Genomic DNA, 16,080 nt, shown 5'->3' on the forward strand with positions numbered 1-16,080 from the left:
AATTACTTCCTAAGGCCGAGTTTTTCAATCAGCTTTTTATAACTTTCAACGTTGGATTTTTTCAAATATTCCAACAAACTCTTTCTCTGGTTCACCATTGCGATAAGACCGCGGCGAGAGTGAAAGTCCTTCTTGTTAGCTTTGAAATGCTCAGTAAGGTCTTTGATTCGAGAGTCGAGAAGAGCGATTTGTACTTCTGCAGAACCTGTGTCGTTTGGTTTGCTACCGAATGTAGCAATGATCTGCTGTTTTTGTTCTTTTGTGATCATACTAGTGTCCAGATTTTAATAAGGTCTCATTTAGAAAACATAATTTTTGCAGAAGGATCAAAAAATACTTTTCGGTATCGGTAAGGTATGTGGTCCGGTTTTCCTTCATAATCACACCAGGCAAGGATTGTTTTTTCGTCTGCGTCTACGATATAAAAACCATTTTCCACTGGTTTCGGAAGTTTGTCCCAGATGTATCCTCCGTGGATCACGGCTTTTTTTTCTGTTTCATCCACAATGCGTGTGGGAAGTGGGAACACTTCTTTCCAATTCTTGAGGTCCTTGTCAGAAATATGGTCGAGAATCTTCACCCCGTTCAAATCGTAATCCCCAATGGATTCCCGGACGAGTTTCCCTAGAGAAAGAGGAATTCCCCATTTTTCAGAAAGGTCTAAGATGATTTTGCGGATATAGGTTCCAGAACTTACATGGATACGGAAAGAAAACCCCTCTTCTGTCCTTTGGATGTCCCTTACGGAATGGATGGTTATGGCCCGTTCCTTTTCTTCTACCACTGTCCCTTCTCGAAAAAGGTCGGACTGACGTTTTCCTCCGACTTTGAGTGCTGAGATTTTCGGGGCTTTTTGTGTCTTTTGAATGGTAAGAGATTGTAGTTCCGCATCCAATCTTTGCATGGGAAATTCAGTAGAAAATTTTTTCTTTGCGGATTCCCTATTGTCTACTTCCACAACCCCATCCGGGTCACCCGAATCAGTACGAAGTCCCACAATCACCTCGGCCAGATATGTTTTATCTTTTCCGAGAAATACTTGGGAAAACGCAGTATAGTCCCCACAAGGTAAAATGAGGAGTCCTTCTGCAAACCGGTCAAGGGTTCCCGTATGGCCAACAGACTTTTGACCTAAGATCCGTTTGGTTTTTAAAACCAAATCGGAACTTGTGATTCCAGGTGGTTTATAAACAAATAAAAATCCAGAATGATAGGGTTTAGACATAAGAATTGTCACCAAATCAAAGTAAGTTGCAAGAGTATAAAAAAGTTAAAAAGAATTCTTTTTGACGATTCTTTCGTTTTACTCTTGGTTAATTCCATCACCGTCAGTTTTTGTTTGGGATGGAGATGAAATATCCGTTTCCGAATCATCTTCTGAATCCGTATTTGATTCGGACTGGTCTGGATGGAGTTCTTCAAAAAGAGTTTTGGGAGCTGATTCATCAATCAGACGATTCACTTCCAAACTTTTGATGTAATTATTATCCCAGACAAAACTAAATTTTGGATTAGTATGTAAGTGTAAATTTTTACCTACAAGAGAAGATAAAAAACCAGCACAGGAGACAAGCCCTTGTGTTAGCTTTTTTCTTTCGTTGTTATTACAAAGTGCTGTAAAGTATACTTTCGCATACTTTAAGTCTTCACTAATTTCGATTCGGTGGAAACTCGGCAAAAAGACCCTAGGGTCTTTTACCTTTCCTTCCAAAATGGCAGTGGAGATAAGGCGAATGATCTCCGATTCGAGTTTTTTCATTCGAATAGGATTCATTTACGCTACCTTACAGTTTACGAGCAATCTCGCGAATCTCGTATGCTTCGATTTCATCACCCACAGAGAAGTCATTGAATCCATCGAGTAAGATACCACACTCAAATCCAGTGAGAACATCAGCCACATCGTCTTTCATACGTTTGAGGTTTTTGATCTTACCTTCCCAAGTGATTTCACCGGTTTCGCTAGAAACAACACGGACATAGGCTTGTTTAGTCACTTTACCAGACTTCACCATACAACCCGCGATGTTCCCCACTTTGGAAATTTTGAATACATCTCTGATCTCAACTTTACCAATGATGTTTTCCACTTTTTCCGGTTCGAGCATTCCTTCCATAGAAGCTTTTACTTCGTTCACTACATCGTAGATGATACTGTAGTATTTGATTTCGACTTTTTCTTTCTCCGCTAGGGAAACCGTTTTTGGATTCGCACGAGTATGGAAACCAATCACGATTGCATTCGATGCCGATGCCAAAATGATATCGGAATCGACAATGGCACCCGTTCCTGCATGGATTACATTGAGGCGAACGTCAACAGTCGAAAGTTTTTCGAGAGCTTCTTTTACCGCTTCTGTAGATCCACGAACGTCTGCTTTGATGATGACTTTGAGTTCTTTGAGAGCACCTTGTTTGATGATCTCACTCATATTGTCTAGTGTCACACGAGTGGCAGCATTTTTCGATTGGCCTAGTCTTTCATAATCTTGACGGCTATGAGAGATGGTTCTTGCTTCTTTGTCATCCACAACCACATCAAAAGGAGCTCCTGCATCTGGTACTCCATCAAGTCCTGTCACAAGAGCAGGAAAAGATGGTCCTGCTTCTTTGATCGAACGTCCAAGGTCGTCATACATAGCCCGCACACGACCGGCATGAACTCCCGCAACAAAGGCATCACCCACACGAAGAGTTCCGTTTTGGATGAGAACCGTAGCCACAGCACCACGACCTGGATCGAGTTTTGCTTCTACAATGGTTCCTTTTGCTTTTCGTTTTGGATTGGCTTTGTGATCCAGTAATTCTGCTTGGATGATTAACATCTCAAGTAGTTTATCAATTCCAATATTACTCTTAGCAGAGATATCACAGAAGATGGTAGTTCCACCCCATTCTTCCGGTTGTAATCCGTAGTTTGAGAGTTCCTGTCTTACCTTTTCGGGATTCGCAGCTGGTAAATCAATTTTGTTGACTGCAACGATGATTGGTACTTCTGCTTCTTTGGCGTGGTTGATCGCTTCAATCGTTTGAGGCATCACCCCATCATCAGCAGCAACTACTAGAACCACAATATCAGTGACAGAGGCACCACGTGCTCTCATCGAAGTGAAGGCTTCGTGACCAGGTGTATCTAGGAAGGCGATTTTTCCGCGTTCTGTTTCTACTTGGTAAGCGCCAATGTGCTGAGTGATCCCGCCAGATTCCCCTTCTGCCACTCGGGAAGACCGAATGGTATCCAAAAGTTTGGTTTTACCATGATCCACGTGACCCATGATGGTAACCACAGGAGGACGAGTGATATAGTCTTCTGGTGCATCCTTTTCTTCTTCGATGACAGTTTCATCGTAAAGGGAAACAATCTTCACCTTACAACCATAATCATCTGCAAGGATGGATGCTGTTTCTGCATCAATCACATTATTGATAGTTACCATCATCCCCATTTTCATGAGTTTACTGATGACTTCACCAGGTTTTAAATTCAGTTTTTTAGCGATCTCTCCCACTTGGATGTTTTCCAAAATGGAGATTTCTTTAGGAACGGCCGCTAAAGCTGCAGCTTGCGCCTTTTGTTTGCGGAAAGATTGTTTGAAAAACTTAGTGTTTTCGTTTTCTTCTCTCCCGCCCTTTTCTTTATCGAATACTTTCTTTTTGGCACCACTGGCACCGCCTGCACCAGGAGGTCCACCGGGTGCACCAAACGGAGCATCGCCAGGAGGTCTTCCTGCGCCACTTCCAGGTCCACCTTGTCCGATGGGTCTAGCTCCACGGTTTCCTTGGTAACCACCAGGGCCGCCTTGTCCAGGTCCACGATTTCCTTGGTAACCACCAGGGCCGCCTTGTCCAGGTCCACGATTTCCTTGGTATCCACCAGGGCCACCTTGTCCAGGTCCACGATTTCCTTGGTAACCACCGCCGCCTTGTCCAGGTCCACGGTTTCCTTGGTATCCACCGCCACCTTGGCCAGGTCCACGGTTTCCTTGGTATCCACCGCCGCCTTGTCCAGGCCCGCGATTCCCTTGGTATCCACCGCTTTGGCCTTCCGGTCTTTGTGGACGCGGAGTCGTAGGACGCGAAACGATAGGGTTACGATCTTCTTTTCTAAAATAACCTTGGTTTCCTCCCCCTTGTTGGCCACCTTGGCCAGGTCCACCGGAACGGTAGTTAGGGGAAGAAGTATCACCGGAGAGGATGGATTCAGGTTTACGATCCATCGGAGGTCTTTCTGGTTGTGGTTCCGGTTTTCTTTCTGGCCGGGACACAATCGGTGATGCTTGGGAAGGAGCTTGCGGACCGGAACCGAGTCCCTGTCTTTTGGCTTCCTCACGAATGAGTTCATTCAAATCCTTCTTTTTGTCCGAAGCAGGTGTAGGCGTAGAAACAGGTTTTGCTGATTCTTGCGCTTGCGTGTTCGCACTGGATTCTTTTTTCTCATCTGCAGGCGCCGCTTTTTTCTTGATGACAAGCTTCTTCTTGGTTTTGTCACCACTGGCTCCCTGCTGGAGGGTTTCTTTAATCGATTTTTGCTCTTCCATATTATGCCTTAAAACTTAACCCTCTTCTACCCATTCGATAGATTCACGAAGCAGTCGTAAAATTTGTTCTGCTGTCGTTTTCCCGATTCCGGAAATTTTCGAAAGTTCCTCTTGGCTGAACTCGAGAAGGGTTTCCACATTTTTGATCCCGCCGGCTTCGAGAAGGCCAACGATCCTTGGGGTAAGACCAGGAACTTCAGAAAGTGGAGTGAACTCAGAGTCCTCATCACCTTCTTCTGAAGCATCTTCATATTGGTCTTCTGATTCTTCCATTGCTTCTTGTTGGGCATTGAAGAGTCGATCTAGTTTTTCACGAGCTTCTGGTGAAGCTAGTTCTTGGTTGTATTGGGATACTGTTTTGATGTCGATTTTGAAACCGGAAAGTTGGGATACCAGTTTTACGTTGGATCCGTTGATTCCGATCGCAAGAGAGAGAGATTCATCGGGAACGATGACAAGAGCATCTCCTCTTTTTCTGTCCACATGCACTTCCACAGGTTTTGCCGGTGAGATCGCATTGGCAATGAATACACTTGGTTCATCCGAATGAAGGACAATATCAATTCTTTCATTTCCAAGTTCCCGAACAATGGCTTGGATACGAACCCCTTTCATTCCTACGCAAGCACCCACTGGGTCTACATCGGACTTACTTGTAGTCACAACCACCTTTGTTCGGTAAGACGGAATACGTGCCACATCTCTGATTTCGACAATCCCATCGTATACTTCTGGAATTTCCATTTCGAAAAGTTTTTTCACAAAGTCACCCGAAGCACGAGAGAGTGTGATCACAGGCATTGGCTCGCGGGGTCTTAGTTCCACACGAGAAATAATGGCTTTCAGACGATCCCCTTGGCGGTATTTTTCCCCAGGGTTTTGGTCTTTTTTTAGCATGATCCCTTCTACCTTTCCTAGGTCGATGGACATGATGTCTTTTTTCCAACGTTGGAAATAACCGTGAGTGAGTTCCCCTTCTTTGGATTTATACTCTTGGTAGAGTAATTCTTTTTCCATATCTCGCAAACGTTGGAATACCATTTGTTTTGCTTGGCTGGAAAGAACCCGAGAAAGGTCTTGTGGTTTTTCAAACACTCTGATTTGGGTTCCCACTTCTGCTTTTGGGTCCAATTTTTGTGCGTCTTCTAAAGAGATCTCTAGAGGGTTTGTTGTTTTATCTTCTACCACATCGCGTAATACGGAGATGATGATTTCGTTTTTGTTGTCGGATCCAAAGTCTACTTGGCAACGGTCATCCGTTTCCGCTTCCAAACCGACTTTTTTGCGATAGGCGGCAAGAAGGGAGTCTCGGATGACACCGAGTACGAGTTCTCTATCAAGAGATTTGTCCTGACAGAATTGTTGGATGGCTTCGAATAGCCCAGTTTCTTTCGTTGCTTGTTTTGTCGCCATAGTCTTAAATTTCTAAATACAAATTTCCCTTTCGTATTTCTGCGATGGGCATCAATACCGATTTTTGGTTCTTTTTGTGTCGAGTTTTACGATCGTAAAGCGTAAGCTCGACAGAATCCCCCGAAACCGGTCCCAAACGATACAATCGTTTGTCCCATTTTCCTGCTTCCAGCGGTACTTCTAGTTTGACTAAAAGTCCTTGGAAACGACTTAAATCCTCCGGCAGGCGCAAAACACGTTCTGCTCCCGCGGAGGAGACTTGGAGAGTGAAATCAAATTCATCTCCCCATAAATCCAGCTCCTCTTTGAGTCTCCTAGACACATTCTCACAGTCTTCCAAACTAGCGGAGCCAGTTTTGTCTGTAAGATGATCAAGTTCTATCTCAATGAGGGCGTGGTTTTTCCGATTCTGTACTTGGAGCGAAAAAAGCGCTAGAGGTGGAGCGAGAACGCGTAAAATAAGTTCTCTGATGTTTTCCTCGGTATATACCAAACCATTTCCAAAAGATTCCCAAAGGAATCTGTATAAGAGACCCAGCTCATGCTAAAATTTAACATGTCTACTGTCAAGCTAGGAAAAGCGAGTTGTCCTGTAAATAAAAAATTAGGGAATGGATGTTGCACCATGCGAACCTTTTATCTCCTTCTTACCCTATTCGTTTCCACTTCCTGCCTAAGATTCCGAGTCGAGAACCTAAAAGAAGAAATCCTCTTTCGTATCCCTCTCGGTGGGACCAATGAGAGTTTTGAAGGTGTGGTGGTAAACCAAGTACTGACCAACGTCCCTTTAACCATCCCTAATTCTTCCAATATTAGCGCTCTTGCTGACAATAAACAAGCGGTAATCAAACTTTTTGACAGAAACGGCAGGCTCGACGCCACACTCGGAAACCCCGATTTTAAATCCATTTCAGGAATTCCTCATTATCCTTTCCGCTTTGGTGGGATTGGCATTGTTGCCATGAATGAAGACGGCGATCTCATTGTGCAAAATCGAATTTCTACCAAAGGTATGGAACTTCCTCAAGGCGGGGAAAATCTATATAAAACCTACAGTGGTGCTTTTTCCACACAAGGAACCACGGTGCTTCCATCCTTTCTTGTACAAATTTCACAAAAAGGTGTCGTGAAATTTATGTTAGGAGCCTCTGGAAAAAATTCAGAGCCATTTCGTTATATTGAGTATATTTTACCGGGTGATGGAGACAAACTTTTTGTTTACCATCGAATTGCTGAAGAAATGCGACTTTCTTATTTTGAAGAAGGAGAACTTAAAGGAAATTTAAAAGAATCTGGGCTTGATGTATTTGCAAGTAATGATGCCAAAGAATTTGATATCACTCTCGATAAACTCCTTCCCCATCCAGAAGGAGAGTATGTTCTCGGATCTTTTAGTTATTATTCCAAAAAAGACAAACGGTTTAAGTTCCGAAGGATTTTTCGGTTTGTTTTTGATTCCAAAAGTTCTGAATTTTTAAAAGAAATCCAAGACCCTTCGGAGATTTTATTTTCCATTCGTAATAATGGAGAGTTTTATATTTGGGAAACAGAAGACGGTGGAAATGCAGCAAGACTCCAAGTCCATGACAAAGAAGGAAACCATATCAATAACAAACGAATTCCTTTTTCTAGCCCACGCGGTCAATGGAGAGAAACCTATACCGATGCCTTCGATAATATTTATTCGGTTCGCATTCGCGCAGGCGCTCTCGAAGTGTATCGCTGGATTTAAATGAAACAGAAACCTTTATTCACCAATAAAGAATCTAAGGCATTAGATTCACTCACAACCAAAGAACTTGGGTTTCCTGAAGAGACCTTAATGGGAATGGCTGCCCTTTCTGTATTTCATGCCAATGAAGATTTATGGAAAACTGCAGAGTCCATTTGGATTCTTTGCGGGACTGGCGGAAACGGCGGGGACGGGTATGCCCTCGCCCACACCCTTTACCAAGAAGGATATAAAGTTCAATGTTTTTCCACGGCACCAAACAAATCTGAGGCGGGAAAGTTCTATGAAACCTTGGTTAAAAAAACACTTGGTGACACTCGTAATTTAGAAGATTTTTATAAAGAATGGGAAGAGGCAGAGGAAGACTCTGTTTTACTAGTGGATGCCCTACTTGGAACAGGATTCCAAGGGGAACTTTCACCGGAACTTTTGGAACTCATTGAAACCATCAATGAATCCGAAGTCTTTTTTTACCGTTTGTCCCTAGATACTCCTAGTGGTTGGAATCCATACATTTTGGGGAAGGAAGAAAAATCCAATGTATTTGTGTATGCGGATTCCATCGAAGAACTTGGAACTAGAAAATGGGAAAACGTAGGTTTTATTTATGAAAAGGATTCCATCATTCCCAGATACTACGAGTCCATTGGATTTCCCATTCGAACCCACTTAAACCAAGAGAACTTTTCCAATCGATTTTATTTGGAACCAGATCCTGAATCGGCGATTTCTATGGTGAAACGAAAAAACAAAGACCATAAATACAGTGCAGGTTCTGCGATTTTTTATGGTGGAGAAAAAGGAATGGAAGGGGCAATACTACTTTCCGAAGAAGCCTTTTCAAGACTCGGTGGTGGGATTAGTAAAATATTCTCCCCTTCTTCTCAAATCAGTTCCTATGTTTTAAAAGAAGATCTTTCTAAAATGTCAAAAACCTCTTCTTTTTTAGAAATCTCAGAAGATCCTTTTTTTACGAAAACAAAAACGATCGTAGCGGGACCAGGCCTTACCCAGTATCCAAAAGATTTAGAAGGATGGATTTTGCCCGAAGGAAAAAAACTAGTTCTAGATGCGGGAGCGATTCCCAGTTTCGGAACCAAACTTCCTAAAGGAAACCAAATCCTTCTCACACCTCATGTCGGAGAACTAAATCGAATGACGGGAAAAACACATAGTTCAATCCAGGCCGCCTATGATACGTTAGCTGAATTCTGTCCACAAAACAATGTGTATGTGTTATTAAAATCCTTTGTGAGTCTTCTTGTTTGTCCCGATGGTTTTTCTTATGTTTGGGAATCTCCGAATCCCAAGTTGGCAACGATGGGAACTGGCGATTTGTTGTCAGGGATTTTGGCAAGATACCTTAGTTTGGATTTGAGTATTCCCGAATCTGTACAATTGGCTTTATCCTTTTTGGATCATTCCAAACAATTGGAAGAACCCTATCCTTCGGCCCACCAAATTCTAAAATCCCTTGTGGAGTTAGTATAAATGGGAAAAGGATACCATTCTCGTTCCCCCGAAGAATTCAGAGACTACCTAAAACAAATTGGGGATAAAAATAGAAAAACAAGATGGAGACAGGTGGTTCTTCTGATAGATTTGGTCCTCGTTGTTTTGATTTTTTATATTGGGTTTCGAGCCTTAAATCCAGGAAGTTTCCAAAACCGCACCCAGTCCGACAAACAGATCGTAGACGGATACCCAACCTATTTAAGTCTTTCCAGAGAAGAAGATGATAAGTTCCAAGGATACTTTCTATTTATAGAAAATAATACAAAAAATCCCGTCCAGGTTCCAAACCCCAAATGGAAATCGGAATTTCGCATCAAAACAAGGTTAGGGATTTTGTGTTTCCAGGAAGAGATCCATTGGGAAAACAGAACCATTCCCGCCAATGCCAACGGCTTTTTATACCATTCAGTTTCCAAAGAAAAATGGAAAGGTTTAGTTTCAGATTGTCGCAAAGAAATTTTTGATGAAGAAGCATCTATCTTTCGTTCCAAATTTCGTTCTCTGGATTTAGGTTTTTATTCGCAGGTTCTCATCCATTCGGAAGACAGGACTTACACTTTCCAAATCAAACAAAAACCGTATCTGTGAATACAAATTTCTCGTCTCAAACGTTATCCTTCCAATGTCACTGCCGGATACTCTTCCCAATAACTTTCCCCATTCACGCCGTAATAAATTACTTTTCGATTCGTAAAATCTACATCATACCCAACAACACCCGCTTCCCAAGCTGCCTTTAAAAATTCTGGAAACGTACTTTTTCCTTCCTGGTCTTCGCGTATTGCTTTGATTACATTTTCGCGGTGAAACTTTGGGATCTCGTGGACTCCTGTGACAAGTGGAGTTCCTTGTTGTACAACGGAGCCTTCTTTCATTTGGTAAATGGCTTGGCAGGATGGCAAAAACCAACGATTCTCGATAACCCCGGCTTCCCGTAGAACCTCTGCTAAAGTAGGAAAACCACCAACTTTTGGTCGGATGGACATGGCTAATTTTTGCGCTTCTGATAGTTTTGTGATTAGGTTTGTCATTGTTTTTTCCTCATTCGATTGGGTTTAAATTAAGTTTATGGGCCGAAGTTAGTTTTATGAGAGTCTTCTTTAGTTCTTCTTTTTCTGATTGAGATAGAAGAGAAAAAAAAGCTGAATCGTTTTCATCGGCAATTTCAGAGAGTTTCGGAACAAGTCGAACACCCTCTTTAGTCAGTTTGATTTCTTGGAAACGCCGGTCTTCACTTGCTTCTTCGCGACTCACAAGTCCTTTGTTTAATAGCCTATCAATCAGTTTGGAGACAGCTCCCCGACTGAGACCGGTGATCTCTGCGACCACACTTGGTGAAGTGTTGGTTTTATAAGAATACATTTCCCTAAGGATCACCCATTCAGCAACGGTCACATCCAAACTTTCTAGTTTTTTGGCAAAGGAATGCGAAACAGCATTGGAAACCACACGTAAATGATATCCCAGGTGGGATTTTAGATGGCTGGGTTCTAAATTTTCCTTTTTCGGCATAGAAGGATTTTAGTTTCCTAGGAAACTATTGTCAAGGAAATTAAATTGGAAGTTTTCGATTAGAATGAAATTTTATAAAAAATGAAGTTTGTCACCGCGAAAGGGATACGACGGGCTTGGTCTGCCGCAGGCAGACGGGAGCGATAGCGGACCCCAAAGTAGCCCGGTCCCGCGAATAAGGAACTAAGATACCGCCAAACGGATGTGATGCTTTTATTTGTTTTAATTAAGGGACTCGCCCAAAGTTTTAAAAACATTGAATTCCTATTACTCGAGTTCCTCTTGTAATCTACCAACTACGGTTTCTAAGACTTTGGTCCTTGCAAAATACTTATCATTGGCGGGAATTAAATACCAAGGAGCTTTGGGTGCGTCGGTTTTTTGGAACATTTGATTGGCTGCTTCTTCATAAAGAGACCATTTTTCCCGGTTTCGCCAATCTTCGTCTGTAAGTTTCCAACGTTTGAGAGGGTCAGTTTTTCTTGTTTCAAAACGTAACAGTTGTTCGGCTGAATCAATATGAAGCCAGAATTTGAGAACGATGGTTCCAAAACTTACCAATTGTTCCTCGAATAATGCGATTTCTTCGTATGCACGCGACCATTCCGATTCAGATGCAAAACCTTCTACTCGTTCGACGAGTACACGACCGTAATAAGAACGATCAAAAATGCCTATATGACCTTTTTTCGGAATACGATTCCAAAATCTCCAAAGATAATGATGTTGAATTTCTTCTGCATTGGGTGCGGAAATATTATGGACTTCAAATAACCTTGGATCTATTTCTTGAGTGAGCCTTCGAATGGCACCACCTTTCCCTGCTGCATCCCATCCTTCGAAAACAAATAAAACAGGTCTTTCTTTTTCTTTGGAAAGAAAGGTAAGGTCTCGGATTTGATTTTTTAAGACTTTCATTTTCAACTGGTATTCTTCAGCTGAAAGTTTTTCTTCCTGATTCAATTGGTTTAAATGTAAAATGCGGCTCATAGATGCATTGGATTTCATGGGATAAGCTCCATACCATGATTGATGGATTTTAGTGCGGTTCGAGAATCATATTGTAAAACTCTTTCTAAACGGTCTAAAATTGATTCGAAAACCAGTAGTTTCGTATCTTCTTTTTTCTCACAGGTGATGATTTGCCAGGGAGAATCAATGGTTCGGGAGGAACTCAAAATAGAATCAAAAATTTCAAAGTAACGATTGTAATGTTTTCCTTGGTCTTTGTCAAAGGCAGAGAGTTCCCATTCCTTTTTCTTTTTTTTAGAATCTTCCAAACGTTTTTTTTGATCTTTTTTAGAAATATGTAAAAAGAATTTATGAACTATTATTTTGTCTTTTGATAAGATTCTTTCTGTATTTAAAATGGAAAGGAGTCTGTGATCATATTCCGATTGGCTGATTTTTTTTTCGGAACGAAGGAAAGCAAGGCGACTATAGTAAGTATTCAGGTAAAACAAAAACTCACCATAACGAGGAACTACTCTCCAGAAATTCCAAAGAAAAGGATAACCTCTGTCCTCAGACAAATGAACATAAGGTGAATATACTTTAAATTTTCTGGGGTCCAAACGAATCGTTAACGACTGTAAAATGGAACCTTTACCAGTAGAGGAAAATCCCTCTAATAAAAAAATATGAGCAATTTTTTGTTTGGAACTTTCGCGTTGTAATAAAAAAAACCTTTCTTGTAAATCAGTTAGGTCACTTGCCGAATACTTGGGAATTTGGTTGGTTGGATGTCTTTCTAAAACCACAAAGAAAAAGAAAAGGTAAGTTTTAAAAAAAACCTACCTTTTTTTCTTAAATTTTTGTTTTACATGGGTTTTGGAAAACCGGGTCCTGTGGCTTTGGCGATATGCTCCAGGCCTTTGTCTTGGTTTTCGTATCTAGGGATTAAATGCACATGTAAATGAGGTACTCTTTCTGCGATGGCAACGATGTACATTTTTTCTGGATTGTATTCTTTCAAAATCTCTGTTGCTTTGTGAAGGGCACGCCCGTAATTTTCAAACTCCGAAAGTGACAACCCAAACCAAGAATCCACGTGGTTACGGTGCTCCATATATAAATACCCTTCTAAGTTTTGGTCTGCTTTTCTCAGTATCCAATTTTCATTTTGGTAGGCAATTTGTGTTTCATTTTTGTGCGCATCACAGATGGGACAGTTTATCATTCTTCCCAATTTGGCCGATAGGTAAAGAGATGAGAATCTATTTTTTGATCCTTCCCTTTCTATTTCTGATTGGCACAGAAAGTACTTTTGCACAAACAAAAGGTGATTCTTCAGACCCACTAACTGAATTCATATATTCCTTATCAGAAACGGTATTTGCAAATCCCTTTCGCAAAGAAGAAACTGAAATCCGAAAACGTATTCATGAATCGAATACGGCCGAAGTCCGTGAACTTCGCATCCATCTAAAAAACAATTTACGCACCCTTGGTTTGACCGAAGCAGATATCAAATCAAAAAACAATCGCCTATCTTTGTTAGAAGAATCATTGGAAACTCTTCCCAGTCTCGGAGGATTTCTTTGGAAAGGAGAATCGGGGGTTCTTTACCAGTGGGGAGATTGGTCGGATTTTTATGAAGATGGGTTTAGTCGGGATAAACTGAGGTTGGAAGGACAAATCCCCTCTTTTCCCATAGATCCAGGAACTATCTATTTTTTTGTGAGAAACCCACCCGGTTCCTTACCTGCTGAGTTTGGTTTTTTAGGTTGGGAATCACATTTTTACGCCTTTGGAGATGAAGGTTCCTTACGTTATACCAATGATTTTCATTTAGATCCATCCGAAAGACTTGGCGATTTTCGTAAGGCATTTGATTCGATCCGAAAAAAATTTCCTGGCTCTCAGATCATTCAAGCTAACGACTTAACCGTATTCATTGTTCCTGGAGAAACAAAACCCATTTATTATATCTTCCTCTTCCTTAGGTTTTTTCTAATAGGTTGGACCATTCTTCTTTCTCTCTACATCATTCGTATCAGCCTCTCTCCTCCAAAAAATCATTTGCCCGAAGACAGGCCCCGTCTATCCTGACATTAGATCCCGTCACCATGCCCTGGTAGTTCAACGGATAGAACATCGGTCTTCGGAACCGACAGTGGGGGTTCGATTCCCTCCTGGGGCACCAATGTAATTAACACAAACGAGTCCATCTAACAGAACAAAGTTGGGGATCGAACAGTTTTGTGAGCCAAATGATTGCGACCCATAGGGAGCAATTATTTGGATTAGCCGACCTGGATGGGAGGCGACGAACAAAACCGTGCCTCGGAGCGCAGGCAACACAGGATGTGTTGGCAGCGGAGAGGGCGATTCCCTCCTGGGGCACCAATGTAATTAACACAAACGAGTCCATCTAACAGAACAAAGTCGGGGATCGAACAGTTTTGTGAGCCAAATGATTGCGACCCATAGGGAGCAATTATTTGGATTAGCCGACCTGGATGGGAGGCGACGAACAAAACCGTGCCTCGGAGCGCAGGCAACACAGGATGTGTTGGCAGCGGAGAGGGCGATTCCCTCCTGGGGCACCAATGTAATTAACACAAACGAGTCCATCTAACAGAACAAAGTCGGGGATCGAACAGTTTTGTGAGCCAAATGATTGCGACCCATAGGGAGCAATTATTTGGATTAGCCGACCTGGATGGGAGGCGACGAACAAAACCGTGCCTCGGAGCGCAGGCAACACAGGATGTGTTGGCAGCGGAGAGGGCGATTCCCTCCTGGGGCACATAATTTTTTTACCAAAAACAAAATCCACATAACACATAAAAACTGGGAATTGAACAGTTTTACGATCAGAAATGAGAACGACCCATAGGGAGTGAACATTTCTGTCCCGTAGCCAGGACGGCGAAGGGAGAGCCAAACCGTGCCTCGAAGCGCAGGCAACACAGGATGTGTTGGCAGCGGAGAGGGCGATTCCCTCCTGGGGCACATAATTTTTTTTCAATCTTTATACACTAGAAAAAACCTGACCAGAAACGGAACCTGTGGTATAAGATTGTTGAGGATTATACCATTACTTTAACTCTATTTGTCTTTTGCTATGCCCCCACACACACTGCCTTTCAGAAATACCCTGCAACCGATAAATCCAAACAAAATAAGAATATTATAATATTTATTTTTTATGTTAATCTTCGAATCATCAAACTGACAAGTTCATTCACCGGATATACAAGGTTCCCCTTGACCTAAATTTTGCTTATCTCCCATACATGCACTTTTAGGATTACAATAAAGCAAATTTGTCGCCATTATATTTTGAGCCGATTCTCCAGTAGTTCTACCACACTGGACACTATATAATGCATCATAACAAAAATGGGCGTCTTTATTTGTGACATGGCTTTTAAATAATCCAAGATCATAAAGCGAAGATTCTGGCAAAAGGAGAAGCAAAGAGAGATTCTCGTCTAATCTTTCCAGATTATTACTTTCACCGATACCACATTGAATTAATTTAAAATTAATTATCTCTCTTTTTTCTTTTAAAAAATCATTTAAATTTTTGACTTTTCCTCCATCGAATGAACAGGAAATCAAAAATATCATAAACAATGAAAATCGAAATTTCATTACCGGCTCTTCCTTCCTTCGGAGTTCTTTTTGAATATTCAAAAAGCTATTTTTGACTCACAAACTAGGGCGAGTCCCGAACATAAAAACCAATTCACAACTTATCTACCGTTTGGCGATCACTATTCTCTTGTTCGTCGGGATCAGGCTACTCTGGGGTCCGCGTGCGCTCCCGTCCTGCGGACCAAGCCCGACGTATCCTTCTCGCTTGAGGAAGGGGGGATAGAAAAAAATCAACATTAGTAGCAATGTTGTTAACTTACCAAAAAATTTTTTACGATTTCTAGTTTTGCAAGGGTATTTCACCTAATGCAAAAATTTCCTTGCATGCCGTTTTGATGACTTGTCATACAGGCTTTCTCTGGAGAACAATGAACAATGTAAGTCGCGCTATATGCGGCAAGAAATTCTGATATGTTTTGCCCACAAGGAACTGCAAGTATTGCTTTGTAACAAAAGTTCGCATCTTTCTTCGTCACATAGATGGGTCCTGCGTAAGACAAAATTTCAGAAGCTTTGCCCGCAGCACCCGATAAAAGTCCTAATAAGTAGCCATCATCGCTTCGAGAACTTTGCGTATCGGGGCTATTCACCGAATATGCACGTCCGCATTCGGACACTTTTATATAGAAAAAGCTTTCGGCTTGATTTTTAAAATTTTCGTAGGGGATCACAGAAGGCCCACCGATACCATTACAATGGAAATAAAAAATGAAAACCGTCAGTAGAAAATTGACTTTACATACATAATATTTTATCATCAATAAC

17 protein-coding genes and 1 tRNA gene are annotated in these 16,080 nt (G+C 41.7%); 5 read left to right on the forward strand and 13 right to left on the reverse strand.

The annotated features are described in order from the left end of the window. Nucleotides 1-2: 2 nt before the first annotated feature. From rpsO to rimP, 6 genes are all read right to left on the reverse strand, one after another. Entirely contained in the window at nucleotides 3-269 is a 267-nt protein-coding gene (gene rpsO, locus EHQ31_RS04225; protein WP_100742754.1) for a 30S ribosomal protein S15, read from the reverse strand. Nucleotides 270-295: 26 nt separating this feature from the next. Further along, complete coding sequence (gene truB, locus EHQ31_RS04230; protein ID WP_135569854.1) at nucleotides 296-1,225, reverse strand: tRNA pseudouridine(55) synthase TruB; 930 nt, start codon at nucleotides 1,223-1,225, stop codon at nucleotides 296-298. A gap of 78 nt (nucleotides 1,226-1,303) precedes the next feature. Continuing rightward, nucleotides 1,304-1,774: a 30S ribosome-binding factor RbfA gene (gene rbfA / locus EHQ31_RS04235; RefSeq protein WP_135569856.1), complete on the reverse strand. Its 471-nt coding sequence runs from the start codon at nucleotides 1,772-1,774 to the stop codon at nucleotides 1,304-1,306. A 10-nt stretch (nucleotides 1,775-1,784) separates the two neighbouring features. Next, complete coding sequence (gene infB / locus EHQ31_RS04240) at nucleotides 1,785-4,538, reverse strand: translation initiation factor IF-2 (protein ID WP_135569858.1); 2,754 nt, start codon at nucleotides 4,536-4,538, stop codon at nucleotides 1,785-1,787. 15 nt (nucleotides 4,539-4,553) lie between these two features. Next, nucleotides 4,554-5,951: a transcription termination factor NusA gene (nusA, locus tag EHQ31_RS04245; protein WP_135569860.1), complete on the reverse strand. Its 1,398-nt coding sequence runs from the start codon at nucleotides 5,949-5,951 to the stop codon at nucleotides 4,554-4,556. Nucleotides 5,952-5,955: 4 nt separating this feature from the next. Next, on the reverse strand, nucleotides 5,956-6,444 hold the full coding sequence (gene rimP / locus EHQ31_RS04250) for a ribosome maturation factor RimP (protein WP_135569862.1): 489 nt from the start codon (nucleotides 6,442-6,444) through the stop codon (nucleotides 5,956-5,958). Between the two features lie 132 nt (nucleotides 6,445-6,576). Here rimP and EHQ31_RS04255 point away from each other — a divergent pair, with 132 nt between their 5' ends. From EHQ31_RS04255 to EHQ31_RS04265, 3 genes are read left to right on the forward strand one after another with little or no spacing between them, the layout of a single operon-like run. Beyond that, on the forward strand, nucleotides 6,577-7,683 hold the full coding sequence (locus EHQ31_RS04255) for an LIC_12708 family protein (protein ID WP_135569864.1): 1,107 nt from the start codon (nucleotides 6,577-6,579) through the stop codon (nucleotides 7,681-7,683). Next, entirely contained in the window at nucleotides 7,684-9,174 is a 1,491-nt protein-coding gene (locus tag EHQ31_RS04260) for an NAD(P)H-hydrate epimerase (RefSeq protein WP_135569866.1), read from the forward strand. Next, complete coding sequence (locus EHQ31_RS04265; RefSeq protein ID WP_135569868.1) at nucleotides 9,175-9,786, forward strand: hypothetical protein; 612 nt, start codon at nucleotides 9,175-9,177, stop codon at nucleotides 9,784-9,786. Between the two features lie 23 nt (nucleotides 9,787-9,809). Here the strand turns inward: EHQ31_RS04265 and EHQ31_RS04270 are convergent, their stop codons facing one another. The 5 genes from EHQ31_RS04270 to EHQ31_RS04290 form a co-directional block, all read right to left on the reverse strand. Next, nucleotides 9,810-10,229 carry a DUF1398 domain-containing protein gene (locus EHQ31_RS04270; protein ID WP_135569870.1) on the reverse strand — a complete coding sequence of 140 codons (420 nt, stop codon included), beginning with the start codon at nucleotides 10,227-10,229 and terminating at the stop codon, nucleotides 9,810-9,812. 10 nt (nucleotides 10,230-10,239) lie between these two features. After that, a complete protein-coding gene (locus EHQ31_RS04275) occupies nucleotides 10,240-10,710 on the reverse strand; it encodes a MarR family winged helix-turn-helix transcriptional regulator (RefSeq protein ID WP_135569873.1) in 471 nt (156 codons plus the stop codon). Nucleotides 10,711-10,977: 267 nt separating this feature from the next. After that, on the reverse strand, nucleotides 10,978-11,718 hold the full coding sequence (locus EHQ31_RS04280; protein WP_135569875.1) for a UDP-galactose-lipid carrier transferase: 741 nt from the start codon (nucleotides 11,716-11,718) through the stop codon (nucleotides 10,978-10,980). Further along, nucleotides 11,715-12,470, reverse strand: a complete 756-nt coding sequence (locus tag EHQ31_RS04285) for a polyphosphate kinase 2 family protein (protein ID WP_135569876.1) — start codon at nucleotides 12,468-12,470, stop codon at nucleotides 11,715-11,717. The genes EHQ31_RS04280 and EHQ31_RS04285 overlap by 4 nt, the downstream gene beginning before the upstream one ends. Nucleotides 12,471-12,529: 59 nt before the next feature. Then, nucleotides 12,530-12,886 carry an HIT family protein gene (locus tag EHQ31_RS04290; protein ID WP_135570965.1) on the reverse strand — a complete coding sequence of 119 codons (357 nt, stop codon included), beginning with the start codon at nucleotides 12,884-12,886 and terminating at the stop codon, nucleotides 12,530-12,532. A gap of 32 nt (nucleotides 12,887-12,918) precedes the next feature. Here EHQ31_RS04290 and EHQ31_RS04295 point away from each other — a divergent pair, with 32 nt between their 5' ends. Then, a complete protein-coding gene (locus EHQ31_RS04295; protein WP_135569878.1) occupies nucleotides 12,919-13,761 on the forward strand; it encodes a hypothetical protein in 843 nt (280 codons plus the stop codon). Nucleotides 13,762-13,780: 19 nt separating this feature from the next. Next, nucleotides 13,781-13,855, forward strand: a tRNA-Arg gene (locus EHQ31_RS04300). A gap of 1,040 nt (nucleotides 13,856-14,895) precedes the next feature. Here the strand turns inward: EHQ31_RS04300 and EHQ31_RS04305 are convergent. Beyond that, a complete protein-coding gene (locus tag EHQ31_RS04305) occupies nucleotides 14,896-15,312 on the reverse strand; it encodes a hypothetical protein (RefSeq protein ID WP_135569880.1) in 417 nt (138 codons plus the stop codon). 302 nt (nucleotides 15,313-15,614) lie between these two features. After that, entirely contained in the window at nucleotides 15,615-16,073 is a 459-nt protein-coding gene (locus EHQ31_RS04310) for a hypothetical protein (protein WP_135569882.1), read from the reverse strand. Nucleotides 16,074-16,080: the final 7 nt, after the last annotated feature.

The sequence above is a fragment of the Leptospira montravelensis genome (assembly GCF_004770045.1).
GTDB lineage: Bacteria > Spirochaetota > Leptospiria > Leptospirales > Leptospiraceae > Leptospira_A > Leptospira_A montravelensis.

Bases quoted from the DNA above. Each gene is read 5' to 3' on its own strand.
- rpsO (WP_100742754.1), bottom strand. From the start codon at position 269: ATGATCACAAAAGAACAAAAACAGCAGATCATTGCTACATTCGGTAGC.
- truB (WP_135569854.1), bottom strand. From the start codon at position 1,225: ATGTCTAAACCCTATCATTCTGGATTTTTATTTGTTTATAAACCACCT.
- rbfA (WP_135569856.1), bottom strand. From the start codon at position 1,774: ATGAATCCTATTCGAATGAAAAAACTCGAATCGGAGATCATTCGCCTT.
- infB (WP_135569858.1), bottom strand. From the start codon at position 4,538: ATGGAAGAGCAAAAATCGATTAAAGAAACCCTCCAGCAGGGAGCCAGT.
- nusA (WP_135569860.1), bottom strand. From the start codon at position 5,951: ATGGCGACAAAACAAGCAACGAAAGAAACTGGGCTATTCGAAGCCATC.
- EHQ31_RS04255 (WP_135569864.1), top strand. From the start codon at position 6,577: ATGCGAACCTTTTATCTCCTTCTTACCCTATTCGTTTCCACTTCCTGC.
- EHQ31_RS04260 (WP_135569866.1), top strand. From the start codon at position 7,684: ATGAAACAGAAACCTTTATTCACCAATAAAGAATCTAAGGCATTAGAT.
- EHQ31_RS04265 (WP_135569868.1), top strand. From the start codon at position 9,175: ATGGGAAAAGGATACCATTCTCGTTCCCCCGAAGAATTCAGAGACTAC.
- EHQ31_RS04270 (WP_135569870.1), bottom strand. From the start codon at position 10,229: ATGACAAACCTAATCACAAAACTATCAGAAGCGCAAAAATTAGCCATG.
- EHQ31_RS04275 (WP_135569873.1), bottom strand. From the start codon at position 10,710: ATGCCGAAAAAGGAAAATTTAGAACCCAGCCATCTAAAATCCCACCTG.
- EHQ31_RS04280 (WP_135569875.1), bottom strand. From the start codon at position 11,718: ATGAAATCCAATGCATCTATGAGCCGCATTTTACATTTAAACCAATTG.
- EHQ31_RS04295 (WP_135569878.1), top strand. From the start codon at position 12,919: ATGAGAATCTATTTTTTGATCCTTCCCTTTCTATTTCTGATTGGCACA.
- EHQ31_RS04305 (WP_135569880.1), bottom strand. From the start codon at position 15,312: ATGAAATTTCGATTTTCATTGTTTATGATATTTTTGATTTCCTGTTCA.
- EHQ31_RS04310 (WP_135569882.1), bottom strand. From the start codon at position 16,073: ATGATAAAATATTATGTATGTAAAGTCAATTTTCTACTGACGGTTTTC.